Origin of the sequence: uncultured Acetobacteroides sp., assembly GCF_963667355.2 — a bacterium.
In the GTDB taxonomy this organism is placed as follows: domain Bacteria; phylum Bacteroidota; class Bacteroidia; order Bacteroidales; family ZOR0009; genus Acetobacteroides.
On the sequence record NZ_OY763328.2, the window covers coordinates 4,096,664 to 4,121,808 of the forward strand.

Sequence of the window (25,145 nt, forward strand, 5' to 3'; positions counted from 1 at the left end):
ATGAGCAAAGAATTTTTCGGATCTATAGAAAAGATCAAGTTCGAAGGACGTGAGTCTAAGAATCCATTTGCCTACAAATGGTACGACGAGAATCGCATGGTAAACGGAAAGACCATGAAGGAGCAGCTTCGCTTTGCCATGGCCTACTGGCATACGCTTACCGGCACCGGCGGCGATCCCTTTGGCCCAGGCACCAAAGCCTTCCCTTGGGAGCAAGCATCAGATCTTATGCAGCGCAACCACGACAGAATGGATGCAGCCTTCGAGATTGCCACCAAGCTGGGCATTCCTTTCTGGTGCTTCCACGATACCGATGTTGCCGGAGACGGCTCGGTATTCGAGATAGAAGAGCGCCTTGGCAAAATGGTAGAGTATGCCGCCAAGCTACAAAAGGAGACCGGCGTGAAGTTGCTGTGGGGTACCGCCAACGTGTTTAGCAACCCAAGGTACATGAACGGTGCTTCTACCAACCCCGACTTTAGCGTACTAGCGCATGCCGCAACTCAGGTAAAGAATGCCATTGATGCTACCATAGCGCTAGGAGGCGAGAACTACGTATTCTGGGGTGGCCGCGAGGGCTACATGACGCTGCTAAACAGCGATACCAAGCGCGAGAAAGAGCATCTTGGCCAATTCCTAACCATGGCTCGCGACTACGGCCGTAAGAATGGCTTCAAGGGATCTTTCCTCATCGAGCCTAAGCCCATGGAGCCAACCAAGCACCAGTACGACTTCGACACCGAAACGGTTATCGGATTCCTCCGTCAGTACAACCTCGACAAGGACTTCAAGATGAACATAGAGGTAAACCACGCAACGCTGGCAGGCCACACCTTCGAGCACGAGCTGCAAATGGCCGCCAACGCGGGCATGTTTGGTAGCATCGACGCTAACCGTGGCGACTACCAAAACGGCTGGGACACCGACCAGTTCCCCATCGACATCTACGAGGTTACCCAAGCCATGCTTGTCATTCAGCAGGCAGGTGGCTTCACCACCGGCGGTATCAACTTCGATGCTAAGACCCGCAGAAACTCTACCGACCTTGACGATATCATCATCGCCCACATCGCTGGTATGGACGTATTCGCCCGCGCTCTTGTGGTTGCCGACGACATCCTTAAGAACTCGGATCTACTTGAGATGAGAAAGAAGCGCTACGCCTCGTTCGACTCCGGTAAGGGTGCCGAGTTTGACGCCGGCAAGCTTTCGCTCGAAGATCTTCGCGCATACGCCAAGGCAACAGGCGAGCCTGCCCTTACAAGTGGCAAGCAGGAGCTATACGAGCAGCTGATTAACCTGTACATCTAATATCCAACATAAAAGTCCGTAGGCACCGTGTGCGCTTACGGACTTTTACACACCGTACTCCAACCTATTTTAGACAAACACTTAACACCTACATCATGGCATTTATAGACACCGGAGGAAACCAATCCTCCAGCTCGTTCCAGCAGGGGAGCAAGCTGTACATCGTTCTGCTTACCATCGTGGCCACCTTAGGGGGCCTGCTTTTTGGGTACGACACCGCGGTTGTTAATGGCGCCGAAAAATCGCTTGTCGAATTCTTCATCTACAAGACCAACGGATCTGACTACATTTTCAACTCCAACATCGCTGCTGTATTTGGCCAGTACAAGCTGATGATGACCCTGGTGCTTTACCTCGTATTTATTGTGATCTGCGCGCAGATCGTCCGCCTGCTGGGCTTCAAAAAAGGGGGCATTGCAAGTGGCGTTATTTTGGCCGGACTAACGGTTTGGGCCATCAGCTTTTTAGGCAAGGCGCTACCCGCTGCTACTGATATCGTAGAGATGAAGAATACGGCCGATGCCGTAAAAGGATTTGTGATTGCCAGTGCACTCATTGGCTGCGTGATTGGCGGCGCTGCTGCCGGATTCATCTCCAAGTCGTTTGGGCGTAAGAACGGCCTGTTTATTTCGGGTGTTGCCTTTTTTATCTCGGCCGTTGGTGCCTGGAAACCCGAAACGTTCAACGTCTTTGGAACGCTCGACGTTTACTCGTTTGCCATCTACCGCATCATTGGGGGGATTGGAGTAGGTATCGCATCGATGATATCGCCCATGTACATTGCCGAAATTGCCCCTGCCAACGTGCGCGGCAAACTCGTTTCGTTTAACCAATTTGCCATCATCTTTGGGATGCTGGTAATCTACTTCGTCAACTACTTTATTGCCAAGCAGGGCGATGAGCAGTGGCTGATTACCGACGGATGGCGCTTGATGTTCCTTTCGGGCGCAGTTCCTGCCGGAATATTCATCATCCTTCTCCTATTTGTACCTGAAACACCCCGATACCTTGCCATGAAGGGCAAGGACGAGAAGGCCCTTAAGGTGCTCAACAAGATTTCGGGGAAGAGCAATGCTGCTGCCATTCTAAACGACATTAAAGGAACGTTGCACGAGAAGAATGCGCCCTGGCTGTCGTATGGCTTTGGGGTTATCCTCATCGGCATCCTCCTATCGGTGTTCCAGCAGGGCGTGGGCATTAACGTGGTGCTTTACTACGCCGGGAATATCTTCCGCAACATGGGAGCCAGCACCGACTCGTCGCTGCTGCAAACCATTATCGTTGGCGTGGTAAACCTTGCCTTTACGGTGGTGGCAATACTTACGGTTGACAAGTTTGGCCGAAAGCCGCTGATGATTATTGGCTCGATTGGCATGGCCATCAGCATGATTGCCCTCGGCTTTACCTTCTATTCGGGGCATGTAGGGTTGCTGGCGTTGGTGTTTATGCTTACCTACACCGCTGCCTTTGCCATGAGCTGGGGCCCCGTTTGCTGGGTGCTGCTGGCCGAAATATTCCCCAACTCCATCCGTGGGGCTCTGTCGATTGCGGTAGCAGCACAGTGGATTGCCAACTGGATTGTTTCGCTTACCTTCCCCATGCTTAACGACAACGTTTGGCTTACCGAGAAGTTCCACAACGGTTTTGCCTACTGGATTTACGGCATTATAAGCGTGCTATCGGCGGTATTCATCCTAAAGATGGTTCCCGAAACGAAGGGGAAAACCCTAGAGGAAATGGAAGCCGTAGTTACCAAGAAGGTGAAGTAAAAAGAATGTATTAATTGATTGTGTGAGGAGAGGCTGTCGGTAAAAGGGCAGCCTCTTTATCATTTTCGAAGTTATCTGTTTGGGGCTGAAAAGGAGGAGTTCACCGAATAGGTATCTCTATACTTAGAAATAGGTGTGAAATAATAAAATGGGTAAAAATACAAAGCCCTGTAAACCATTCGATTTACAGGGTTTTGTTGTGCTTTGATGTTGTGGTCTGCGGAGAGGGAGGGATTCGAACCCCCGGAGGTTTGACCCTCAACGGTTTTCAAGACCGCCGCAATCGACCACTCTGCCACCTCTCCGAGGACAAAAGTAGTTCCAAAATTGGAGTCTGCAAGAAGAAAAAAACTTGTTTGTTTTATTTTTTTTTCTAGCAATTTGCACGTGTTGAAAATAATTTCCATAAATTAGCAAATGAAAGATATTGTTAACACAAAAGGCGCATTAGTTTCCTTTTACGTGATCAAAGAATCTTTAGTCAAATATTTTTTTAACCGCTAAAAGATTAAGTTATGAACAAAACTCAGTTGATTGATGCATTGGCTGATGAAGCCAAATTGACAAAAACTGATGCTAAAAAAGCTCTTGATGCTTTTGTTAAGGTTACTTCAGATGCTCTTAAGAGTGGTGATAGCGTTGTTTTAATTGGATTTGGTTCTTTTGGAATTTCTGAGAGGAAAGCAAGAACAGGTAGAAATCCAAGAAGTGGTAAGGAAATTAAAATTGCTGCTAAAAAAGTGGTAAGATTTAAAGCTGGAAAAGGTTTAACTGATACGGTTCAATAGTTTTCAGCGATTCAGATTTTGAAAGGGTGCTTCCGCACCCTTTTTTATTGCGCTTTTTAAATTGCTATCTTTGGAATGTTAATATTCTAAAGATGGAATTCACCCCAGAAATTCGGAACAGCATATCGGAGCATTTAGGATCGTTCCTTGGCGATGAGCGCATTGGCATTATTAAAAGGGTTCTTTCGAATAGAACTCGGTATATCACCGTTTGTCTTGAAGATATATATCAGTCGCAAAATGCATCGGCGGTGCTGAGAAGCGCTGAGGCTTTTGGCTTGCAGGATGTGCATATTGTAGAGAATGCACATAGCTTTAGCATAAACCCTGATGTGGTTAGGGGATCGGACAAGTGGCTTACGATTCATCGTTACGATAGCTCTGCATGTCCTACCAGCGATGCCATTGGCAACTTAAAATCGAAGGGGTACAGGATTGTTGCAACTTCGCCTCATGTGGATGGTGTTGCGCTCGAAGACTTTGATCTTACGAAAGGGAAGGCTGCCGTATTTTTTGGAAACGAGCATAACGGGGTATCTCAAACGTTGCTCGATCAGGCTGATGAATTCTTGTATATTCCCATGTACGGATTTACCGAAAGCTTCAACATTTCGGTGGCGGCTGCGATGACAATACATACCCTACGAGGTAAGCTAAGCGAGCAGAATATAGATTGGAAGTTGAACGATGAGGAGCATGACGAACTCCTATATAGCTGGCTCAACAAGGCGGTTAAGCGCCCTGAACTAATTATTAAGAGGTTTCTTGAGGAGAATTCTTGTTTAAAATAGGTGTTGAGATGAAGATGGTTAGAAAAGCTGTCGAGCTGGTTGCGCTTGTACTACTGGCAACCACATTTCAGGCAAAGGCGCAGGATACAACTATCGTAACGAGGTTTAATGCGCTGTTTGCGGAGCAGAACGATCGTGTAAAAGATTCGATTGCTGAGCGGATAATTCCCGATTTCACCAGCTTCCTTAAGGATAATAGCGCAAAGAACTTCGATTTTAAGCGCATTAAGCATCTAGGGATGATCGAATCGCCTGATAATGCGTTTACCTTTTACCTCTTTAACCTACGGTATAAGGATGGTACTTTCATGCACTTTGGCTTTTTGCAGCAGCCCAATGGAGCTGGGTTTAAGGTTACAAGATTGGTGGATAAAAGGGAAGAGGTTGTGAAGCCAAATGATGAAATTCTTACCCCCGAGAAGTGGTATGGGGCGCTATACTACCAGATCATCCCAACCAAATCGAATGGAAAGAATTACTATACGCTACTTGGCACGTCGTTTAATGATTTGTTTACATCGCGTAAGGTAATTGAGGTGATGGAGATTACCGATGGCGGAGTTGTGTTTGGTGCTCCCATATTCTTCGATGGTAAACGAAATGCCTCGAGGGTTATTTTTGAGCATTCCGCCCGCTACCTGATGACCCTGCGCTACATGCCCGAGCAAAAGGCAATTGTATTTGATCATCTGGCCCCATCGGAGCCAAACGCAGCCAACGATCTCCAGTTTTATGGACCAGATGGGTCGCAGGATGGCTTTATCTTGGGAGACGGCATCTGGACGTTGAAGCAAAACCTCGATGTAAGGATGCCCGACAGGAAGCGTAAGAAGGATTTTAAGAAAATCAAAACGTACTAATTTCCCAAAATCTATACTATGAGTGATTTTGAATGGAAGGTCGACCAGTTTGGCGACCTACGAATTTTGAGGTATCAGGTACCCGATTTTGAATCTCTTTCGATAAAGCAGAAAAAGCTGATATACTACCTAACGATGGCGGCTGCGGCTGGGCGCGATATTCTTTTCGACCAGAACTACCGCCACAACCTTGCCGTTAGGTTTGTCCTTGAGGCTATCTACGAGGGCTACTCGGGCGATAGAACGTCGGGGGAGTTTAAGCAGCTCGAGGTTTACCTTAAGCGGGTGTGGTTCTCGAATGGCATTCACCACCACTACGGCAACGAGAAGTTTGTTCCCGAAATATCGCGCAGCTACTTCATCCATCTTTTAGAAAATACGCCACTAGCGTGCTTTAAGCCTCACTTTACCTCGGTTGAAGAGATTCGCAGTAGGGTAGAAGAGCCCATCTTTAACCCCGATTTGGATAAGCATAGGGTTTGCTCCAATCCCGAGGTGGACATGGTGGCCAGCTCCAGTAGCACCTTCTACCAGGGGGTTACCCAGAAGGAGGCCGAGGAGTTCTACGGCCAGCTGCTCGATCCGGAGAACCAGACGCCGCTATCCCACGGGCTTAACACCAACCTGGTGAAGGAGGGCGATACGCTCCGCGAGGTAGTGTGGAAGCAGGACGGCAAGTACGGCAAGGCCATCACCCAAATTGTGCACTGGCTGCGCAAGGCGATGGATGTGGCCGAAAACGACGAGCAGCGCAAGTCAATAGAGTTCCTGATATCCTTCTACGCTACGGGCAAACTGGAGTACTTCGACGAGTATAGCATCACCTGGGTGAAGGATTTGGCCTCGCAGGTGGACTTTATAAACGGGTTTATTGAGACCTACAACGATCCGTTGGGCTACAAGGCTACGTGGGAGTCGCACGTGAACTTCCGCAACGATGCCGCTACGCAGCGCACCGTGGTGATTAGCAATAACGCCCAGTGGTTCGAGGATCACTCGCCCGTTGATCCGAGGTTTAAGAAGCGGGAGGTGAAGGGCGTTAGCGCAAAGGTGATAAACGCGGCTTTCCTGGCGGGCGACTGCTACCCCGCTACGCCTATCGGCATCAACCTGCCCAATGCCGACTGGATTCGTAAGGTTCACGGATCGAAATCGGTTACCATCGACAACATTTCCTACGCCTACGATCAGGCGTCGCACGGAACGGGCTTCATCGAGGAGTTTGCCTACTCGAAGGAGGAGGTTGAGCTCGAATACCAGCATGGGTTCCTAGCCGACTCGCTGCATACCGATATGCACGAGTGCCTGGGCCACGGCAGCGGCCAGCTAGCCGAAGGGGTGATGGGCGACGAGCTGAAGAGTTACGGCTCGACCATCGAGGAGGCACGCGCCGATCTGTTTGCGCTCTACTACATGATGGACCCCAAGATGGTGGAGCTGGGGCTGATTCCTTCGCTCGATGTGGCCAAGGCGCTCTACAACGACTACATCCGCAACGGGCTGCTCACCCAGATGGTTCGCATCGAACTGGGCAAGAACGTGGAGGAGGCCCACATGCGCAACCGTAAGCTGATTGCCGAATGGTGCTTCGAAAAGGGATCATCGGAAAAGGTGATAGCGTATGTGGTGCGCGATGGCAAGACCTACGTGGTGGTAAACAGCTACGATAGCCTACGTAGGCTCTTTGGCGAGCTGCTGCGCGAGATTCAACGCATCAAATCGACCGGTGACTACCAGGCGGCCAAGCAGCTGGTGGAGGGCTACGGCGTGAAGCTCGACCAAGAGCTGCATAAGGAGATCCTTGAGCGCTATAAGAAGCTGGGGCTGGCCCCATACAGCGGCTTCATCAACCCAGTTTACAGGCCTACTACTAAGAATGGCGAGATAGTAGACGTGGCAATCGACTACTCCGAGGGGTACACCCAGCAGATGCTGCGCTACTCGAAGGAGCACTCGTTCTTGGGGATTGACGGGTAGCAAACCATATTGCTAGAATCTGTAATAATCTAACTTTTATCGCTAGCATTAGGTGAAAATTAGCGCGATTCCCCTCCTTTATTAGGGAGGGGTGCCCGTAGGGCGGGGTGGTTAATGCCAAATAGGAGAGATTTGTTATATGTTTTTCCAACAACCACCCCCAGCTTCGCTGACCTCCCGCTAAGGCGGGAGAAATACCCTCTGTGCATCCTTAACCAATAATATCAAGATCTTAGATCGAACTAGCGATATTAAAAAAGGCAGCCCCCGAGCATTCGGGGGCTGCCTTTTTCGTATCGTTGTGTGGAACGACTAGCCGTTGAAGTGGTAGAGGAAGATTACCTCGGCATCGTAGGCCGACTTCTTGTTGCCCTCTATCTCGAGCTTTACGCCAATGGTGGCCTTGGTTACCCCGCGAAGGTTAACGGCGCTGATCACCTTTGCGCATAGGCGCACGCGGCTGTTAACCAGCACGGGCTGGTTGAACTTCAGCTTCTCGATGCCGTAGTTGACCTGCATCTTCAGGTTTTGTACGTCAACAATTTGATCCCAAAGGTGGGGGAGAATCGACAGCGTGAGGTAGCCGTGCGCGATGGTGTTGCCGAAGGGCGATTCGGTTTTAGCCTTCTCGGGATCCACATGGATCCACTGGTGGTCGATGGTGGCATCGGCAAACAGGTTGATCTGCTCCTGCGTAAACTCGTGCCACTCCGATATGCCGAGGTCGTGGCCCACTAGCTTTTCGAGCTCATCGAAGCTCTTAATTACTACTTTACCCATTGGTGTTTTTTTTCTTTGAAATGATCCGCAATATACTTCAAATTGGCGGGAGTTGCAGCTCGATACGGTCCATTTTGAGCCAAACTCCGCATTTTTAGGGGGATGGCTTGGGGGAAAGTACTCGAACATTTTTCGATGATGTACGATTGTATGCCAAGGAAGATGGGGCGATAGAGAAAAAGCAAGATCAATTCAGCTCGGAGCGGAATCAATCCCCAAAGAAGCGGAATGCATTCGGGTCGGAAGGCGAAACTTCACTAAAATTTGCCGAAGTTTCAGGGTTAAAGCTCGAAGCTTGGGGTTCGGAGGCTGAAGCTTCAGGGTCAAAGTTCGAAGCTTGGGGTTCGGAGGCTAAAGCTTCGGGGTCGAAGTGCGAAGCTTCGCTAAAATTAGCCGAAGCTTCAGGGTAAAAGTGCGAAGCTTCGAGGTCGGAGGCTGAAACTTCGGGGTCGAAGTGCGAAGCTTCACTAAAATTTGCCGAAGCTTCAGGGTCAAAGCTTGAAGCTTGGGGTTCGGAGGCTGAAGTTTCGGGGGCGAAGTGCGAAGCTTCACTAAAATTTGCCGAAGCTTCAGGGTTAAAGCTCGAAGCTTGGGGGTCGGAGGCTGAAGCTTCAGGGTAAAAGGGCGAAGCTTCACCCAAAAAGGTCGAACATTCGAGCAAAAAGCATCAACGTTCGACCTTTACCGTAATTCTTCCGCCTACTTCCTCAGCGCATCGTACAGCACCTCTACGGGGTGAACCGCCGTGCGGCCTGTTCCATCCTTAATGTGGTGGCGGCAGCTGGTGCCGGGGGCGGCCACCACCGTTTGGCTGTCGGCCTGGCGTACGGTAGGGAAGAGCATCAGCTCGCCGATGGCCATCGACAGGTCGTAGTGCTCCTTCTCGTAGCCAAACGAGCCGGCCATGCCGCAGCAGCCCGAGCGGATCTCGGTAACCGTGTGCCCTTCGGGGAAGCCGAGCACGTACTTGGTGGCGGTGGTGGTGGCAATCGACTTCTGCTGGCAGTGGCCGTGGAAGATCACCTTAACCTCATCCCTCGTAAACTGGTCCTTGCTGATGCTGCCCCGCTGCATCTCGCGCATCAGGAACTCATCAATAAGAAGGGTGTTGCGGGCCAGCTCGTGGGCCTTGCCGAGATTCTCGGGGGTGGCCAAGTCGGGGTACTCGTCCCTAAACGAGAGTATGGCCGATGGCTCGATGCCGATAAGCGGTGCTTCGTCCGTAACCAGCGGGCTTAGCTGCTCGATGTTGCGGTTGGCAATGCGCTTGGCGGTGCGGATAAGCCCCTTGGAGATGTAGGTTCTACCGCTCTCTCCGTGGTGCGGGATGATCACCTCGTAGCCCAGCTGCTGGAGCAGCATGATGGCCTTGATACCCACCTCCACGTCGTTGTAGCGGGTAAACTCGTCGCCGAAGAGGTACACGCGCCCCTTGCTTTCCACCGCTTTCTGCCGATTTGCCTTGAACCATTTCCCTAGCGTTGTGCTATGCAGCAGCGGCAGTGTGCGCCTGTCGCTAAAGCCAAGCGCGCGCTGGATGGGCTTGGCGATGGCCTTGGTCCCCATAAAGAAGTTTGCAACCCTAGGGGCGATGCTTCCTACCTTATATATATAGGTGATGTAGGCGATCAGCCGCGTGCGCAGCGGAATGCCGTTCCTGTCGTAGTAGTGCTGCAGGAATTCGGCCTTCAGTTTGGCCATGTCCACGTTCGAGGGGCACTCCGATTTGCACCCCTTGCACGACAGGCACAGGCTGAGGATATCGTACAGCTCGCGGCTCTCGAAGGGGCGGTCGCTGCTGGTAAGCACCTCGCGCAGCATGTTGGCGCGGGCGCGGGTGGTCTTATCCTCGTCCTTGGTGGCCATGTAGCTGGGGCACATCGTTCCTCCGGTGAGGATCGTTTTGCGGCAGTCGCCCGAACCGTTGCAGCGTTCGGCCGCCCTCAGGAACCCATCCGACTCGGCAAAGCTGAAGATGGTATCGAACCTCCGCTCCTTTGCTCCCGGCGTGTAGCGCAGGTGCGAGTTCATGGGAGGGGTGGCTACAATCTTATTTGGGTTGAAGATATTGTCGGGATCGAAGGCGGCCTTCACCTCCCTCATCAGCTGGTAGCAGCGCTCGCCCACCATTATGGGGATGAACTCGCCGCGCAGGCGCCCATCGCCGTGCTCGCCGCTCAGCGAGCCACGGTGCTTCTTCACCAGATGGGCCACATCGGTGGCGATGGCCTTAAACAGGGCCACATCCTTTTCGTCCTTTAGGTTGAGAATGGGGCGGAGGTGCAGCTCGCCGCTGCCTATATGAGCATGGTACACGCAGTCGAGCCCATATTTATCTAGGATAATCTTAAAGTCGGCCATGTAGGCTGGAAGGCGCTCGGGGGCCACCGCCGTATCCTCGATAACCGATACCGGCTTGGCATCGCCCTTCATGTTCGACAGCACGCCGAGCCCCGCCTTGCGCAGGCTCCACACCTTGGCCGTTTCGGCGCCCCAAACAATGGGGAAGTGGTAGCCAAACCCGGCCTGCTGCATCTCCGCAACAAGGCTGGCGTATTTTTTCTCTATAGTTTCTTTTGATGATTCGGCAAACTCCACGATGAGGATGGCCGCAGGCTCTCCCTCAACGAAGAATCGGTTGCGGCTTTGCTCCAGGTTATCCTTGGTAAGATCGAGGATGGTCCTATCCATCAGCTCCACGGCCGTTGGCTCATGCTTCAGGGCGATAAGGTTTGCCCTAAACGCCTCCTCGAGGTTGTTTAGATGGATGCACACCACCGCCTTCTCCTTTGGTGGTAGCGGCACCAGGTTTAGCTTCGCCTCGGTGATGATGCCCAGCGTACCCTCCGAGCCTGCAATCAGCTGGCAGATGTTCAGCCTCTCGCCCGACTGGCTAAATACCTCGCTGTTGGCCAAAAGATCCAGCGCGTAGCCCGAGTTTCGGCGCTTCAGCGATGGCTCGGGGAACTGTTCCTGTATCTCCTTTATATTACTGGTATCCGAAAGGATTTCGTTTAGCTTACGGTAGATGTTGCCCTCTATGCCTTCGAGTTCGAGCTTCTGCTCGAACTCTTCGCGGGTGAGCGGCTTAAAGTGGGCCTCGCTACCATCCGAGAGCACCATCCTAACCTCCAGCAGGTGGTCGCGTGTACTACCATATATAATGGAGTGCGATCCGCACGAGTTGTTGCCAATCATGCCGCCCATCATGCATCGGTTGGCCGTCGATGTTTCTGGCCCAAAGAAGAGCCCATGCTCCTTCATGGCCATGTTCAGCTCGTCCAGAATTACCCCGGGTTGCACGCGTACCCAGTGCTCCTGCGGGTTTACCTCCAAGACAGAGGTCATGTGCTTCGAAATATCAACAACAATACCTCTACCAACAACCTGTCCGGCTAACGAGGTGCCCGCCGTGCGGGGGATAAGCGGAATCTTATGCTTTGCTGCAAATCGGACAGCGGCAACAAGATCGGCGCGATCTTTAGGCCAAACAACGGCCAGCGGACGCTCGCTATACGCAGATGCATCAGTGGAATATATGCAGAGTTGGGTAGGATCTGTGCTAATTTCACCAGTAAACGAGCTGGCAAGCTCGTTTAAGGTTTCGGATATTATCAACGGTTTCATTAATAGAAAATTTGCGGCTAAAAGTATTAAAATTCGAACAAGGAATAGGTCAGTTTTTGTCGATTTTCTAAATCCTTTATTGTTAGTATAATAACAACTAAACTTTTTTCTATTGTTTGTTTAATGGATTGATAAGTAGTATTTTACGGAGGTGAAAAATAACGTTAAATATGCTAGTTGGTAGGATATTTAATCTAATTTTGAGAATCAATTTGTTAACATCATAAATCATCAGTAAAACAATGGATTTAATCCAGAAAATAAAGGGCAATGCCAAGAAGCATGGTAAGCGAATTGTCCTTCCAGAAGGTACTGAAGTAAGAACCCTAAAGGCCGCAGATATCCTCATCGAAGAGGGGATTGCCAAGCCAATTTTAATCGGAAATCCACAGGAAATCTCAAAGCTGGCGGCAGAGAATGGCCTTAAGAACATCTCTAAAGCAGAGATTATAGACCCAAACAATAACCCCAAGAAGGACGAGTACGTACGGGTAATGCTGGAGATTCGCCAAAGCAAGGGGCTAACAAAGGAGCAGGCCGAAAAGCTTATTCTTAATCCTCTATACCTTGGAACGCTGATGATAAAGTGTGGCGATGCCGATGGCGAAGTGGCCGGTGCTGCAAACACCACTGGCGATGTCCTTCGTCCAGCATTTCAGTATGTAAAAACAATGCCCGGGATTAGCGTTGTTTCTGGTGCATTTATCATGATACTTAAGGATAAGGATTACGGCAACGATGGCATCATGGTTTTTGCCGATTGTGCCGTTCACCCAAATCCAACCGCCAGCGAGCTTGCCGAGATTGCCGTTGCTACCGGTAAAACCACCCGCGCAATTGCAGGTTTCGAGCCTAAAATCGCCATGCTAAGCTTCTCGACTAAAGGAAGCGCTAAGCACGAAATGGTTGACAAGGTTGCTGAGGCTACCCGTCTTGCTAAGGAGATGGCTCCCGATATGCAAATTGATGGCGAACTTCAGGCTGATGCCGCCATTGTAGAGGCTGTTGGTGCAAGTAAGGCTCCCGGAAGCCCGATTGCCGGACATGCAAACGTGCTGGTATTCCCAACCCTCGAAACCGGAAACATTACCTATAAGCTGGTACAGCGCTTGGCAAAGGCTGAGGCTATTGGACCAGTCCTTCAAGGCATGGCAGCACCAATTAACGACCTATCGCGCGGCTGCTCGGTAGAAGATATCGTAAATCTAGTTGCTATTACAGCAAATCAGGCGGCAGGGAAATAGTTTTTACTATAATAACACACACATAAAAGAATGATTGTACTTGTATTGAATTGCGGAAGCTCATCTGTAAAGTACCAGCTCCTCGATATGATCGACGAGAAGCATAACGACGTACTCGCAGTAGGTTTAGTAGAAAGAATAGGGTTAGAGGACGGAGTCCTTACCCATAAACCAGCAGGTAAGGAGAAGTATACAATTACTCAGCCCATTAACGACCACGTTGTTGGGATTAACCTAATCCTTAAGGCTCTTGTTGACGAAAAGCATGGGGTAATAAAGGATATAAAAGCTATTGAAGCAGTAGGACACCGTGTAGCGCATGGTGGCGAGCTCTTTAAGACCAGCGTACGAATCGATGCTAAGGTTAAGGAAGGTATTGCCAGCCTTTTCGAGCTAGCACCACTTCACAACCCTGCAAACATGAAGGGTATTGAGGCTATGGAGGCACTTCTTCCAAGTGTTCCTCAGGTTGCTGTTTTCGATACATCGTTCCATCAAACCATGCCCGCTTGCTCGTACCTGTACGCTATCCCTTACGAGTACTACCAAAAGTATGGCATCCGTCGCTACGGATTTCACGGAACAAGCCACAAGTACGTAGCTCAAAAGGCTTGTAGCATACTAGGGATGAACTTCAACACCAGCAAGATTATCACCTGTCACCTTGGTAATGGCGCCTCTATCACCGCTATCAACAATGGCAAATCGGTGGATACATCCATGGGATTCACCCCTGTAGATGGTCTTATGATGGGAACCCGAAGCGGAAGCGTTGATGCTGGTGTTCTTCTTTACTTAGCCGATAAGGAGAAACTCGATCTTCAGGGAATCAACGACCTTGTTAACAAGCAGAGTGGGGTAAAAGGTATCTCTGGGCTAACCTCCGATATGCGCGACCTGAATATTGCTGCTCAGGAAGGTAACGAGCGCGCCCAGCTAGCCATCGATATGTACTACTACCGTATCCTTAAGTTTATCGGATCGTATGCTGCCACTCTTGGTGGGGTAGATTTGATTGTGTTTACCGGTGGTGTAGGTGAGAACGACAGCCCTCTTCGTGAGTTTATTGGATCGCACCTAGCCTTTATGGGCGTTCACTTCGACTCAGATGCCAATCGTGGCGTGCGCGGGCAGGATAAGGTGCTTACCAAGGAGAATTCTCGCGTTAAGGTGATGGTTTGCACCACCAACGAGGAACTTGTTATCGCTACTGACACCATGAATATTCTTAAGAACTAGAATTCCTAGGTTACTTTTATAGAAAAAGGAGAAGCATTATTTTGCTTCTCCTTTTTGTTTGTAATAAAATGCATTACTTTTGGTGTGAAATTGAAACGCGAAATAGCGGAAACGGTAATAATTGTAAATTTTTGGGCTATGGCTATTAATAAACTCGAACAAATGTTTGAGCTTCTTAAGACTAGAAGTAAGAAGCGTATTGTGGCTGCTTATGCAAACGACTCTCACACCATTGGGGCCGTATATATGGCAATTGAAAAGGGATTGGTAGATGGTACGCTGGTTGGCGATAGGGAAACCATTCTAAAGGTTTGCGCCGAAGAAGGTATCGATGCCAACAAGTTCGTTATTGTTCAGGAGGCGAACGAGGTGAAGGCTGCCCGCAAAGCAGTTGAGCTTATTAATGCTGGCGAGGGCGATATCCTGATGAAAGGCCTTTGCAGCACCGACAACTACATGCGCGCCATCCTCAACAAGGAAAACGGGCTTCTTCCTCCTAAGGGAGTGCTTAGCCATGTTGCTGTTCTGGAAATTCCTGCATACCACAAGCTGCTAATCATAAGCGATGTTGCAGTTATTCCTGCCCCAGACTTAAAGCAGAAAACAGCCATAGCCAACTATCTGATTGAGGTTGCAATGATGTTGGGCATCGAACGCCCAAAGGTTGCTGTAATTACTGCATCGGAAAAGGTGCTTCCAAGCATGCCTTCGTGCATCGAGGCCTCTATTCTTGCAAAGATGTCGGAGCGCGGACAACTAAGGGGTGGGGTTGTTGATGGCCCTATCTCGCTAGACGTTGCTATTGATGCCGAAGTTGCCAAGGTTAAGAAGGTTGGCGGCGAAGTTGCCGGCGATGCCGACTGCCTACTCTTCCCCAATATTGAATCGGGGAATGTCTTCTACAAGACATGCACTAAATTTAGCGGTGCCGAGTTAGGTGCTATTGTTTGCGGAACGAAAGCTCCCGCTGTGCTATCGTCGAGAGGTGATTCGACCCTTTCGAAGTTATACTCCATCGCGCTTGCTGCGCTAGTTGCTAAGTAATAAACCACATCAAATATATGACCCCTATCAAAAGCCTTGATGAGCTGATATTGACGCTGAAGTCAACCGGAAAGAAAAGCCGTGTGGCGGTAGTGCTTGCCGAAGATGAAAACACCATTGGTGCCGTATCGGAGGCAACCGATTTAGGCCTAATCGAGGCTTTTATGATAGGCGATGAGCAAAAAATCGTAGAGAAGCTGAGGTTCGAAGGTGTCGATCCCGATAAGTTTACCATCATTAATATCCCTAACGATGCTGCCGCTGCCAAGGAGGCCGTTCGTATGGCTCGCACCAACGAGGTTGATATGGTGATGAAGGGGCTTATTGGTACCGACAAGTTCCTGAAGGCCGTTCTCGACAAGGAGAATGGCCTTTTGCTGCCCAAGGCGGTAATGACCTACGTTTGTGCGCTGCAAATTCCTGCATATAGCAAGCTGCTCTTCATATCCGATCCGGCCGTTATCCCATTTCCAACGCTGCAGCAGAAGGTGGCCATGGTTGGCTATGCGGTGGCGATGGCCAACCGATTTGGCATCGTTAACCCCAAGGTGGCACTCGTGAGCGCCGTCGAAAAGCCCAGCGAGGCAATCCCCAACACGATGGTTGATGCAACCATCTGCCAAATGGCAAGGCGGGGGCAGCTCCCCAGCTGCACCATCGACGGACCGCTGGATGTCTTTTTGGCCTGCGATCCGAAGAGCGTTGAGATAAAAGGTGTGCCTACGCCCGTAAACGGCGAGGCCGATATCCTCATCTTCCCCAGTATCGAGGCGTGCAACTCCTTTTATAAGGGGCTAATGCTCTTTGCCGGCGGCGAGCTGGGAGGCTTTATTCAGGGAACATCGAAGCCGGTTATTATGATGTCGCGCAGCGAGAGCGCTAAGTCGAAGCTCTACTGCATTGCAACGGCATCCTTAATGGCAAACTAATAAAACAACATAACAATGGAATGCTATAAAATATTGGCCATCAATCCTGGATCTACATCTACCAAGATTGCTGTTTATGCCAACGACGAGAACATCTTTCTAAAAAATATCAAGCACTCGGCCAACGAGCTGAAGCCTTTTGCTACGGTTGCCGACCAGTTTTCGTTCCGCAAGGAGGTAATTCTAAAGGAGCTCGGCAATGCCGGTATCGAGCTGAATAGCATCACCGCAATTGTGGGTAGAGGCGGGCTGCTTAAGCCAATCGAATCGGGCGTGTACGAGGTGAACGAGGCCATGAAGGCGGATTTGCGCAAGGGCGTTATGGGCGAGCATGCCAGCAACCTTGGCGGCCTAATTGCCGACGATATCGCCAAGGAGCTTGGCGCAAAGGCCTACATTGCCGATCCTGTGGTGGTAGACGAGCTACAGCCTGTTGCCCGCTTTGCCGGACATCCGCTATTCAGCCGCATCTCCATTTTTCACGCCCTTAACCAAAAGGCTATTGCCCGTACCTACGCCAATAGCATCGGCAAGAGCTACGAGGAGCTTAACCTGATTGTTGCCCACCTTGGTGGCGGCGTGTCGGTTGGCGCCCACCAAAAGGGACGCGTTATCGACGTTAACAACGCGCTCGATGGCGAAGGCCCCTTCTCGCCCGAGCGCTCTGGTACGCTTCCTGCCGGACAGCTGGCTAAGCTTTGCTTTAGCGGCAAGTACACCTACGAGGAGGTACGTAAGCTCATCAACGGAAAGGGTGGCCTTGTGGGCTTTACCGGAAGCAACGATGCGCAGGAGCTGGAGGCTAAAGCCGTAGCGGGCGATGCCGATGCCAAGCTGCTCCAGGATGCGCTATCGTACAACGTTGGCAAGTGGATTGGAACCATGATTAGCGTGCTGAAGGGTAAGGTGGATGGCATTATTCTTACCGGAGGTATGGCTCACAACCCCTACATTGTAGACTACGTAAAGGATATGGTTTCGTTTGCCGCTCCTATTGTGGTTTACCCCGGCGAAGACGAAATGGCGGCGCTGGCCATGAACGGGCTATTCGTTCTGAAGAACGAGATTACCCCCAAGGAGTATAAGTAGTATCCTTCGATAGACATATTAGGTAAAAGGTTGGCAAGTTGCCAACCTTTGCTTTTTTGTGGGGAGTATTCACGGAGTTGCGGCCATCCCTATTTTTTTGTATTCAGGCTTCCGAGTAAGCTTATCGCCCATTATCCTTTGTTTTCAACCTTCCGAGTCGACTTTTTTGTTCCATTTCTTTTGATTTCAGGGCTTTCAGTCGGCTCTTCGGTCACTATTTTGGAGGTTTCGAACCTCTAAGCCTACTTTTCTTCTAGGGCGTTGTCGACGACACCGGAATAACCTTTCCGTTGAAGTACCTCGCCTGGTTAAGCGCAAAGTCGGCCACAAATTTTCCCATATCGGCCGCCTCAAGCGGTGCGGTATGGCCGGGGAATGCCTGCTGGAACATCTCGGTATTCACCGCCCCAAAGGCCAGGCAGTTGAAGCGGAATCCGCTACCCTTGTACTCCTCGGCCAGGCACTCTGTGAGTATGGCAATGGCGCCCTTGGCCGCGCTGTAGGCCGATAGCCCGGCGAACTTAGCGCTTCCCTGGAAGCCGCCCATGCTGGCGATGTTAACCACGTGCGCGCCGCTGGTGAGGTGCGGCAGCAGCGCCTTTATCAGCAGCGAAGGGGCTAGGTAGTTGGTGCTAATGGTTTCCTGGATATCTTCGATAGTGGTATCGGCAAATGGTCTGTTTACGAGCACCCCCGCATTGTTGATAAGGATATCAACGTTGGGGATAACCGCGAGGATCTGCTTAACGAGGAGCGCCTCTATGCCGTTTAGCACGCCCAAATCGAACGGAATAGGGAAGACCCTTGCCCTAATATTCTCGTGCAGGCAGGCGTTCTTGAGCTGCTTAAGGTTCTCCTCGTTTCGGGCGATGGCAACAATGGTGTGGTCGCCGGCGGCGGCAAGGTGCTTGGCTGCTTCGAAGCCGATACCTTTACTCGCACCTGTAATTACGATGTTCATGGCGTTGGATGTTTTATTCTCTTATACAAAGAAGCGGTCGGAGTGTTTAAAGTTCGTTCTTTATTTTGAGCAATCAAAGAAATGGGCAATAGACTTTGCTGTTTAGCCATTTGCGCGAAAATCGCGGGTAATAATTTATGATGATTTACGTGTCGCTTCACTAAATAAAAGTTAACGGCTGAACCGAGGAATAATATTATTTGTTTAGTTTTGCACTTTCTGGGAAGGGGAACCTTCCTTTATTGTTGAAATTTAATTTTTTATCGATGAATATTTCAAAAGACGCTGTTGTTTCACTAACCTACCAGCTAACCGTAGATGGTAACGTAATCGAAACTGTTACTGCTGAAAGGCCAATGGAATTTATTTTTGGCGCTGGCTACCTTCTTCCAAAGTTCGAGGCTAATGTAAGCGGGCTAAAGATTGGCGATAAGTTCAACTTCCAGCTTCCCTGCGATGACGCCTACGGCCCAAAGGTTGATGAGGCTATCGTTGAGCTTCCTAAGAACATCTTCGAGGTTGAAGGACAAATCGACCCAGAGCTTCTTACCCTTGGCAACCAAGTGCCTATGATGGACGGCGAAGGCCACCGCATGATGGGTACCGTTCTTGAGGTTAAGGAAGAGGTTGTAGTTATGGACTTCAACCACATGCTTGCTGGTGCCGATCTTCACTTCGCTGGCGAAGTTGTTGGCGTTCGCGAAGCTACCGAAGAGGAGCTAACTCACGGACACGTACACGCAGATGGCTGTGGAAGCGAGTGCAGTTGCGAAGGCGATTGCAGCACTGGCGAAGGTTGCGGAAGCGGTTGCGGCTGCGAATAACCTTTTTTAAAGATTACATTTTTGCCAATAGCAATTTAGTTTCTACATTGCGACCGTCGAAAAAACAAAGAAATGAGACTTTTTACGCTACATCATCATCATCATTACTGCATGCCATCGGGTATGGGTTTGATGTTTTAATGTAGAATAGCATAAAAAATAGAAACCAACCTGATGTTCAGGTTGGTTTTTTTGTTTATAGCAATGGCCCCCTGAGCATCACCAACAAAAACTACATCACATGCGCAGGCTAAAAATTGCAATCCAGAAGTCAGGACGTCTTAAAGACGATTCGTTACAGCTGCTCAAAGAGTGCGGCATCCGCCTCGATGGCTCATCAAGCAGCCTAATTGTTCCAAGCTCCAATTTCCCAATCGAGGTTCTTTACCTTCGCAACTCCGACATCCCCCAGTATTTGGAAGATGGGGTTGCCGACGTTGCCATCCTGGGCGAAAACACCCTTATAGAAGCCGAGAAGCATATCACCAACGAGCTCTCGCTAGGCTTTTCGAAATGTAGGGTATCCATTGCCATTCCCAAGGGGCAATCCTATGGCGGAAAAACCGACTTAAACGGCAAGAAACTGGCAACCTCGTATCCCAACACCGTAAAGGCATTTCTCTCCAAAAACAATATCGATGCAGAAATTCACGAGATATCGGGTTCGGTAGAGATAGCCCCCAACCTTGGCCTTGCCGATGCCATTTGCGACATTGTCAGCTCCGGAAGTACCCTCTTCACGAATGGGCTGAAGGAGGTAGAGGTGCTTTTCTCTTCGGAAGCCTGCCTGGCATCATCGCCAATTCTGGATCAAGAGGGGCGCCAGATTCTCGAAAAGCTGATCTTCCGAATTAAGGCAGTGCTAGAGGCGAAGAACAAGAAGTACGTGCTTCTAAATGCCCCCAACGAAAAGATTGACGAGATTATCAGCATCCTTCCCGGGATGAAAAGCCCCTCCATAATCCCGCTTGCCGAATCGGGGTGGAGCTCATTGCACTCCGTAATCGACGAGAGCGAATTCTGGGAGATTATCGACCAGCTTCGCAATGCTGGTGCTCAAGGCATCCTCATTATCCCAATCGAAAAAATGATCATCTGATGAAGACCATTGCCTACAGCAAAGCTGCCGATTTTGAGCAGCAGATAGCCCGACCCGCCATGGATAGGGAAGAGCTAGATAGAATCGTAAGAATCATTTTTGATGAGGTAAGAAGGAAGGGCGACGAGGCTATCAGCAAGTACACCTACCACTACGATGGGGTTACGGTTGATGCCATCCAGGTGTCGCAGCAGGAGTTGGACGCTGCTGATGGATTGGTCGGCGAGGAGCTTAAAAAGGCGATTGCCGTTGCCAAGCAAAATATAGAAACGTTCCATGGCAGCCAGTGCAAAAGCACCAGTAAGGTTGAAACAATGGGCGGAGTAACCTGCTGGGAGCGTACGGTTGGAATCGAAAAGATAGGCTTGTACATACCCGGAGGTAGTGCGCCTCTGTTCTCCTCGGTGCTGATGCTTGCCGTACCTGCTAAGATTGCGGGCTGCAAGGAGATTGTGCTCTGCACGCCACCTCGTAAGGATGGTACCATAGATCCGGCAATCCTTTACGCTGCAAAGCTATCGGGCGTTACCAAAATCTTTAAGGCAGGAGGCATTCAGGCTATTGCCGGCATGACATACGGAACCCAATCGATGCCTAAGGTTTACAAGATATTCGGTCCGGGTAACCAGTACGTCACCGCAGCAAAGATGCAGGCTTTTATGGAGGGTGTAGCCATCGATATGCCTGCCGGACCATCGGAGGTGATGGTTGTTGCCGATTCTACTGCTGTGCCCCGTTTTGTTGCTTCCGATTTGCTTTCGCAGGCCGAGCACGGGCAGGACAGTCAGGTTATTTTGGTGGCGATCGATGGGCTCAATCTTAAAGAAGTGGAAAAGGAGTTGGAGCAGCAGCTTTCAGTATTACCCCGCAAGGCTATTGCCGAAAAAGCGTTGGCAAAGTCGAGAATTGTTACCGTAAAAAACGAAAAGGAAGCCCTAGAGGTGGCTAACCTTTACGCTCCCGAGCACTTAATCGTATCGGTAAAGAGCTACGCCGATTTTGCCCTAAATGTGGTAAATGCGGGTTCGGTATTCCTAGGCAACTATACGCCCGAAAGTGCAGGCGACTATGCTTCGGGGACTAACCACACCTTGCCAACCAACGGCTTTGCAAGAGCATACAGCGGGATATCGTTAGATTCTTTTACCAAGAAGATCTTCTTTCAGGAAATCGATGAGAAGGGCATACAAAATCTTGGTCCAACCATCGAAATCATGGCAGAGACGGAGAAACTAAACGGGCACAAGAATGCGGTAACTCTTCGCCTCGAATACCTGAAAAACAGGAATGTTTAATGTTGAATAATAACGTTTTGAAATGTTTAATTTGAACAACATATTAAGGGAAAATATTAAGAGGCTAAAACCTTACTCTTCGGCTCGCGACGACTTTTCGGGCGAGGCAAACGTGTGGATAGATGCCAACGAAAACCCGTTCAATACAGGTGTAAACAGGTACCCCGATCCGCACCAAAGGGAGCTAAAGGCATGTCTTGCCCAGATAAAAGGAGTGAAGTCCGAGAATGTCTTCATAGGTAACGGTTCCGACGAAATTATAGACCTTCTGTACCGGGTTACCTGCGATCCTGGTAAGGCTAACGCCATTGTTATGCCGTCGACTTACGGCATGTATGCCGTTTCGGCAGAGATAAACGATGTCGCAATAGCCAAGGTTTTCTTGCGCGAAGACTTTTCGGTGGATGCGGAGGCTGTTTTAGCCGCAGTAGACGAAAATACAAGGCTAATTTTCGTCTGCTCGCCCAATAATCCGACCGGAAACCTCGTGCCAATTGATGTTATAGAAACACTAGCCTCAAATTTTGATGGTCTTGTGGTTGTTGATGAAGCCTACATTGACTTTACAAAATCGGAGAGTGCCATTTCGCTTATAGATAGGTATCCTAATGTTTTCGTAATGCAGACACTTTCGAAGGCGTGGGGATTGGCGGGTGCTCGTGTAGGTGTTGGCATCGGTTCTAAGGAACTTTTGGCGGTTATGGATAAGGTTAAAGCTCCATACAACGTAAATATCCTCAGCCAGCAGGTCGCGCTTAACTGCCTTAACGACACTGAGGCTTTCAGAGCAAAGGTCGATATCATCGTCGAGCAACGCGATTGGCTGAGTGCTGAACTTTCGAAGTTGGATATTGTAGATAAGGTTTACCCATCGGATGCTAACTTTTTGCTGGTTAAGTTTAAGGATACGGCAAATGTATTTCAGTTTTTGCTCGATTGCGGCATTGTAGCCCGCGACAGATCGAAGGAAAAGTGGTGCGAAGGATGTATCCGCTTAACCGTTGGTACTCCCGATGAGAACGAGATGTTAGTTAGTGCTCTTACCCAATACATCATGTAGAATGGCAGAAAAGAAGAAGATACTATTTGTAGATAGGGATGGAACGCTGATTCTAGAGCCCGAAGATTGTCAGGTTGATAGCATCGCTAAGCTGAAGTTCTATCCCAATGCCATTTCGATGATGGCGCGTATTGCCAAGGAGTTGGACTACATGCTGGTTATGGTTACCAATCAGGATGGCTTGGGTACTGCATCATATACTCAGCAGGCATTTGATGAGGTACAAGGACTTATGCTCGAAATTCTTGAATCGGTAGGTGTAAAGTTCGATGCATTTCACATCGACAGGAGCTTCCCTAGCGAGAATTCGCCCAATCGTAAGCCTCGTATTGGCATGCTAACCTCGTACCTAGAGGGTGAGTATGACATTGAGAATTCATTTGTAATCGGTGATAGGATTACAGATGTAGAAATGGCTAAGAACCTCGGATGCAAAACTATTTGGATAAACGATGGTTCGAATCTAGGATCAGATGAGATTAGTAGCAAGGCGCACGCTCTTGCCGAATACGTTGCCTTGGAGACGCTTTCGTGGGAGAAAATCTACGAGTTCCTTCGATTTGGTCAGCGAAAAGTTGCTGCAAAGCGCACTACCAACGAGACTGATATCGACTTAGAGCTAAACCTCGACGGAAATGGTCGTGCTTCGATTGATACAGGTATCGGCTTTCTTAATCACATGCTGGAGCTCTTTACTAAGCACTCCGGCATCGACCTGAAGTTAACCGTTAAGGGAGATTTGCATGTAGATGAGCACCATTCGGTTGAAGATGCTGCAATTGTCCTTGGCGAAGCATTTACAAAGGCTTTGGGAAATAAAGCAGGAATAGAAAGATACGCCTTCTGTCTACCTATGGATGAGTCTAGCGCCTCAATCCTTCTCGATTTTGGAGGCAGAACAGATTTGGAGTGGAACGTAAACTTTAAGCGCGAGAAGATTGGCGATCTGCCAACAGAGCTTATAAAGCACTTCTTTAAGTCGTTTGCCGAAGGGGCTCGCTGCAACCTGCACATCAGTGCGCAGGGCGAAAACGAGCACCACATTGCGGAGGGCATCTTTAAGGGACTGGCAAAGGCGGTTAAGGACGCAATTCGTCGTGATATATCGAAGGTTAGCAACGAGATTCCATCAACAAAAGGAGTTGTGTAATGGCAGATTTGGTGATTGTAGATTACGGTGCGGGTAACGTTAAATCGGTAGAGTTTGCGTTAAACCGATTGGGGGTAAAGCCTATTCTTAGTAGCGATGCAGATGTTGTAGGCAATGCTAAGCGGGTTATTTTCCCGGGCGTAGGGCATGCTGAGTTTGCAATGGATGCCCTTAAAAGTAAAGGGTTGGATGCTGCAATAAAGGGACTAAACGTACCCATTTTAGGCATTTGTCTTGGGATGCAGCTAATGTGTGCCAGAACAGCGGAGGGCGATGTCGAGGGGCTTGCCATTTTTGATACGGTTGTAAACAAGTTCCCTGCTAAGGATAAGATTCCCCACATGGGATGGAACAGCATCAGGACAAATGGAAGTCTGATTTTTAAGGGTATTCCCGAGGAATCGCACTTCTACTTTGTGCACAGCTACTATGCCGAATGCTGTGTAAATACTTCATCGGTATGCAACTATATTCTTCCATTTAGTGTATCGCTCGAGAAGGATAACTTCTTTGGTTGCCAGTTTCACCCCGAGAAAAGTGGCGAAATGGGTGAGCGATTGCTCAGCAACTTCTTAAAACTGTAGAAAAGATGAGGATAATACCCGCAATAGATATCATCAATGGGCAATGCGTTAGGCTGACAAAGGGTGCATATGACACCAAGAAGGTGTACAACGAAAATCCTTTAGCAATAGCCCAGATGTTTGCCGATAAAGGCTTTAAGTTTCTTCATTTGGTGGATCTTGACGGTGCCAAACAGGGGAAGCCTGTAAACCTTGGCGTGTTGGAGCAAATTGCTGCTAAAACATCGCTTGTGGTTGACTATGGCGGAGGTTTACGCGATGCTACTAGCGTAGAGATGGCGCTTAATGCCGGGGCTGCTGCCATTACTGCCGGAAGTATTGCCGCAAAGAACCAGACTGAGGTGCTCTATTGGCTCGAACGATGGGGTGCAGAGAAAGTTATAATTGGTGCTGATACCATTAATGGCATGGTTGCCGTAAACGGTTGGCAAAACGTAGAAAGCATTGAATTGTTAGAATTTATATCAGACTACCTGAATAAAGGCGCTAAGCGTTTTATCTGTACTGATGTAAGCAAGGATGGAATGCTTTTGGGTAGCGCTGTAGGGCTTTACGGCGATTTGCTGAGCAAGTTCCCCGGAATAAAGCTGGTTGCCAGCGGTGGTGTAACCTCTATCGATGAGGTAAGGCAGCTAAAGGCTATGGGGCTTTGGGGGGCTATTATTGGCAAGGCTATCTACGAGAATAAAATTGACATTAACGAGTTGGCAAAGGAGGTGTAGAA

At 49.6% G+C, this 25,145-nt stretch carries 22 protein-coding genes and 1 tRNA gene; 18 read left to right on the forward strand and 5 right to left on the reverse strand.

Annotated features, from left to right (window positions below):
• Window positions 1–1,311, forward strand: coding sequence for a xylose isomerase (gene xylA / locus ACHZA1_RS16880; RefSeq protein WP_320053034.1), 1,311 nt, complete (start codon window positions 1–3; stop codon window positions 1,309–1,311).
• Between the two features lie 95 nt (window positions 1,312–1,406).
• Window positions 1,407–3,080, forward strand: coding sequence for a D-xylose transporter XylE (gene xylE / locus ACHZA1_RS16885; RefSeq protein WP_320053035.1), 1,674 nt, complete (start codon window positions 1,407–1,409; stop codon window positions 3,078–3,080).
• Window positions 3,081–3,300: 220 nt separating this feature from the next.
• Here the strand turns inward: xylE and ACHZA1_RS16890 are convergent.
• Window positions 3,301–3,385 (reverse strand) — tRNA-Ser (locus ACHZA1_RS16890).
• Window positions 3,386–3,595: 210 nt separating this feature from the next.
• Between ACHZA1_RS16890 and ACHZA1_RS16895 the strand changes: the two genes are divergently transcribed.
• The 4 genes from ACHZA1_RS16895 (at window position 3,596) to ACHZA1_RS16910 (ending at window position 7,496) form a co-directional block, all read left to right on the forward strand.
• Entirely contained in the window at window positions 3,596–3,868 is a 273-nt protein-coding gene (locus ACHZA1_RS16895; protein ID WP_320053036.1) for an HU family DNA-binding protein, read from the forward strand.
• 92 nt (window positions 3,869–3,960) lie between these two features.
• Window positions 3,961–4,659, forward strand: a complete 699-nt coding sequence (locus ACHZA1_RS16900) for an RNA methyltransferase (RefSeq protein WP_320053037.1) — start codon at window positions 3,961–3,963, stop codon at window positions 4,657–4,659.
• Window positions 4,660–4,667: 8 nt separating this feature from the next.
• Window positions 4,668–5,519: a hypothetical protein gene (locus ACHZA1_RS16905; protein WP_320053038.1), complete on the forward strand. Its 852-nt coding sequence runs from the start codon at window positions 4,668–4,670 to the stop codon at window positions 5,517–5,519.
• Window positions 5,520–5,537: 18 nt separating this feature from the next.
• Window positions 5,538–7,496, forward strand: coding sequence for a dihydrofolate reductase (locus tag ACHZA1_RS16910; RefSeq protein WP_320053039.1), 1,959 nt, complete (start codon window positions 5,538–5,540; stop codon window positions 7,494–7,496).
• A gap of 312 nt (window positions 7,497–7,808) precedes the next feature.
• Here the strand turns inward: ACHZA1_RS16910 and ACHZA1_RS16915 are convergent, their stop codons facing one another.
• The 3 genes from ACHZA1_RS16915 to ACHZA1_RS16925 form a co-directional block, all read right to left on the reverse strand.
• Window positions 7,809–8,276 carry a MaoC family dehydratase gene (locus tag ACHZA1_RS16915; protein ID WP_320053040.1) on the reverse strand — a complete coding sequence of 156 codons (468 nt, stop codon included), beginning with the start codon at window positions 8,274–8,276 and terminating at the stop codon, window positions 7,809–7,811.
• A gap of 208 nt (window positions 8,277–8,484) precedes the next feature.
• Window positions 8,485–8,937 (reverse strand): hypothetical protein, encoded by a 453-nt coding sequence (locus tag ACHZA1_RS16920; protein ID WP_320053041.1) that lies wholly within the window; start codon window positions 8,935–8,937, stop codon window positions 8,485–8,487.
• Window positions 8,938–8,975: 38 nt separating this feature from the next.
• Window positions 8,976–11,903 (reverse strand): FAD-linked oxidase C-terminal domain-containing protein, encoded by a 2,928-nt coding sequence (locus tag ACHZA1_RS16925; protein WP_320053042.1) that lies wholly within the window; start codon window positions 11,901–11,903, stop codon window positions 8,976–8,978.
• A 242-nt stretch (window positions 11,904–12,145) separates the two neighbouring features.
• Here ACHZA1_RS16925 and pta point away from each other — a divergent pair, with 242 nt between their 5' ends.
• The 5 genes from pta (at window position 12,146) to buk (ending at window position 17,448) form a co-directional block, all read left to right on the forward strand.
• Window positions 12,146–13,147 carry a phosphate acetyltransferase gene (gene pta / locus ACHZA1_RS16930; protein WP_320053043.1) on the forward strand — a complete coding sequence of 334 codons (1,002 nt, stop codon included), beginning with the start codon at window positions 12,146–12,148 and terminating at the stop codon, window positions 13,145–13,147.
• Window positions 13,148–13,177: 30 nt separating this feature from the next.
• Window positions 13,178–14,386 carry an acetate kinase gene (locus tag ACHZA1_RS16935; RefSeq protein WP_320053044.1) on the forward strand — a complete coding sequence of 403 codons (1,209 nt, stop codon included), beginning with the start codon at window positions 13,178–13,180 and terminating at the stop codon, window positions 14,384–14,386.
• Between the two features lie 138 nt (window positions 14,387–14,524).
• Window positions 14,525–15,430: a phosphate acyltransferase gene (locus tag ACHZA1_RS16940; protein WP_320053045.1), complete on the forward strand. Its 906-nt coding sequence runs from the start codon at window positions 14,525–14,527 to the stop codon at window positions 15,428–15,430.
• A 17-nt stretch (window positions 15,431–15,447) separates the two neighbouring features.
• Entirely contained in the window at window positions 15,448–16,359 is a 912-nt protein-coding gene (locus ACHZA1_RS16945) for a phosphate acyltransferase (RefSeq protein ID WP_320053046.1), read from the forward strand.
• Window positions 16,360–16,374: 15 nt separating this feature from the next.
• Window positions 16,375–17,448 (forward strand): butyrate kinase, encoded by a 1,074-nt coding sequence (buk, locus tag ACHZA1_RS16950; protein ID WP_320053047.1) that lies wholly within the window; start codon window positions 16,375–16,377, stop codon window positions 17,446–17,448.
• 253 nt (window positions 17,449–17,701) lie between these two features.
• Here the strand turns inward: buk and ACHZA1_RS16955 are convergent, their stop codons facing one another.
• Window positions 17,702–18,409, reverse strand: coding sequence for an SDR family oxidoreductase (locus tag ACHZA1_RS16955; RefSeq protein ID WP_320053048.1), 708 nt, complete (start codon window positions 18,407–18,409; stop codon window positions 17,702–17,704).
• A gap of 266 nt (window positions 18,410–18,675) precedes the next feature.
• On the opposite strand from ACHZA1_RS16955, the gene ACHZA1_RS16960 reads away from it, so the two are divergent.
• The 7 genes from ACHZA1_RS16960 (at window position 18,676) to hisA (ending at window position 25,143) form a co-directional block, all read left to right on the forward strand.
• Entirely contained in the window at window positions 18,676–19,233 is a 558-nt protein-coding gene (locus tag ACHZA1_RS16960; RefSeq protein ID WP_320053049.1) for an FKBP-type peptidyl-prolyl cis-trans isomerase, read from the forward strand.
• A gap of 241 nt (window positions 19,234–19,474) precedes the next feature.
• Window positions 19,475–20,332 carry an ATP phosphoribosyltransferase gene (gene hisG, locus ACHZA1_RS16965; RefSeq protein WP_320053050.1) on the forward strand — a complete coding sequence of 286 codons (858 nt, stop codon included), beginning with the start codon at window positions 19,475–19,477 and terminating at the stop codon, window positions 20,330–20,332.
• A complete protein-coding gene (hisD, locus tag ACHZA1_RS16970) occupies window positions 20,332–21,627 on the forward strand; it encodes a histidinol dehydrogenase (RefSeq protein WP_320053051.1) in 1,296 nt (431 codons plus the stop codon). The genes hisG and hisD overlap by 1 nt, the downstream gene beginning before the upstream one ends.
• A gap of 22 nt (window positions 21,628–21,649) precedes the next feature.
• The gene (gene hisC, locus ACHZA1_RS16975) at window positions 21,650–22,687 is read left to right on the forward strand and encodes a histidinol-phosphate transaminase (protein ID WP_320053052.1); all 1,038 of its coding nucleotides are present in this window, start codon (window positions 21,650–21,652) and stop codon (window positions 22,685–22,687) included.
• A gap of 1 nt (window position 22,688) precedes the next feature.
• Window positions 22,689–23,837, forward strand: coding sequence for a bifunctional histidinol-phosphatase/imidazoleglycerol-phosphate dehydratase HisB (gene hisB, locus ACHZA1_RS16980; protein ID WP_320053053.1), 1,149 nt, complete (start codon window positions 22,689–22,691; stop codon window positions 23,835–23,837).
• Complete coding sequence (gene hisH, locus ACHZA1_RS16985; protein ID WP_320053054.1) at window positions 23,837–24,421, forward strand: imidazole glycerol phosphate synthase subunit HisH; 585 nt, start codon at window positions 23,837–23,839, stop codon at window positions 24,419–24,421. Before hisB ends, hisH begins: the two co-directional genes overlap by 1 nt.
• Window positions 24,422–24,426: 5 nt before the next feature.
• Window positions 24,427–25,143: a 1-(5-phosphoribosyl)-5-[(5-phosphoribosylamino)methylideneamino]imidazole-4-carboxamide isomerase gene (gene hisA / locus ACHZA1_RS16990; RefSeq protein WP_320053055.1), complete on the forward strand. Its 717-nt coding sequence runs from the start codon at window positions 24,427–24,429 to the stop codon at window positions 25,141–25,143.
• Window positions 25,144–25,145 lie beyond the last annotated feature (2 nt).

Bases quoted from the DNA above. Each gene is read 5' to 3' on its own strand.
- xylA (WP_320053034.1), top strand. From the start codon at position 1: ATGAGCAAAGAATTTTTCGGATCTATAGAAAAGATCAAGTTCGAAGGA.
- xylE (WP_320053035.1), top strand. From the start codon at position 1,407: ATGGCATTTATAGACACCGGAGGAAACCAATCCTCCAGCTCGTTCCAG.
- ACHZA1_RS16895 (WP_320053036.1), top strand. From the start codon at position 3,596: ATGAACAAAACTCAGTTGATTGATGCATTGGCTGATGAAGCCAAATTG.
- ACHZA1_RS16900 (WP_320053037.1), top strand. From the start codon at position 3,961: ATGGAATTCACCCCAGAAATTCGGAACAGCATATCGGAGCATTTAGGA.
- ACHZA1_RS16905 (WP_320053038.1), top strand. From the start codon at position 4,668: ATGAAGATGGTTAGAAAAGCTGTCGAGCTGGTTGCGCTTGTACTACTG.
- ACHZA1_RS16910 (WP_320053039.1), top strand. From the start codon at position 5,538: ATGAGTGATTTTGAATGGAAGGTCGACCAGTTTGGCGACCTACGAATT.
- ACHZA1_RS16915 (WP_320053040.1), bottom strand. From the start codon at position 8,276: ATGGGTAAAGTAGTAATTAAGAGCTTCGATGAGCTCGAAAAGCTAGTG.
- ACHZA1_RS16925 (WP_320053042.1), bottom strand. From the start codon at position 11,903: ATGAAACCGTTGATAATATCCGAAACCTTAAACGAGCTTGCCAGCTCG.
- pta (WP_320053043.1), top strand. From the start codon at position 12,146: ATGGATTTAATCCAGAAAATAAAGGGCAATGCCAAGAAGCATGGTAAG.
- ACHZA1_RS16935 (WP_320053044.1), top strand. From the start codon at position 13,178: ATGATTGTACTTGTATTGAATTGCGGAAGCTCATCTGTAAAGTACCAG.
- ACHZA1_RS16940 (WP_320053045.1), top strand. From the start codon at position 14,525: ATGGCTATTAATAAACTCGAACAAATGTTTGAGCTTCTTAAGACTAGA.
- ACHZA1_RS16945 (WP_320053046.1), top strand. From the start codon at position 15,448: ATGACCCCTATCAAAAGCCTTGATGAGCTGATATTGACGCTGAAGTCA.
- buk (WP_320053047.1), top strand. From the start codon at position 16,375: ATGGAATGCTATAAAATATTGGCCATCAATCCTGGATCTACATCTACC.
- ACHZA1_RS16955 (WP_320053048.1), bottom strand. From the start codon at position 18,409: ATGAACATCGTAATTACAGGTGCGAGTAAAGGTATCGGCTTCGAAGCA.
- ACHZA1_RS16960 (WP_320053049.1), top strand. From the start codon at position 18,676: ATGAATATTTCAAAAGACGCTGTTGTTTCACTAACCTACCAGCTAACC.
- hisG (WP_320053050.1), top strand. From the start codon at position 19,475: ATGCGCAGGCTAAAAATTGCAATCCAGAAGTCAGGACGTCTTAAAGAC.
- hisD (WP_320053051.1), top strand. From the start codon at position 20,332: ATGAAGACCATTGCCTACAGCAAAGCTGCCGATTTTGAGCAGCAGATA.
- hisC (WP_320053052.1), top strand. From the start codon at position 21,650: ATGTTTAATTTGAACAACATATTAAGGGAAAATATTAAGAGGCTAAAA.
- hisB (WP_320053053.1), top strand. From the start codon at position 22,689: ATGGCAGAAAAGAAGAAGATACTATTTGTAGATAGGGATGGAACGCTG.
- hisH (WP_320053054.1), top strand. From the start codon at position 23,837: ATGGCAGATTTGGTGATTGTAGATTACGGTGCGGGTAACGTTAAATCG.
- hisA (WP_320053055.1), top strand. From the start codon at position 24,427: ATGAGGATAATACCCGCAATAGATATCATCAATGGGCAATGCGTTAGG.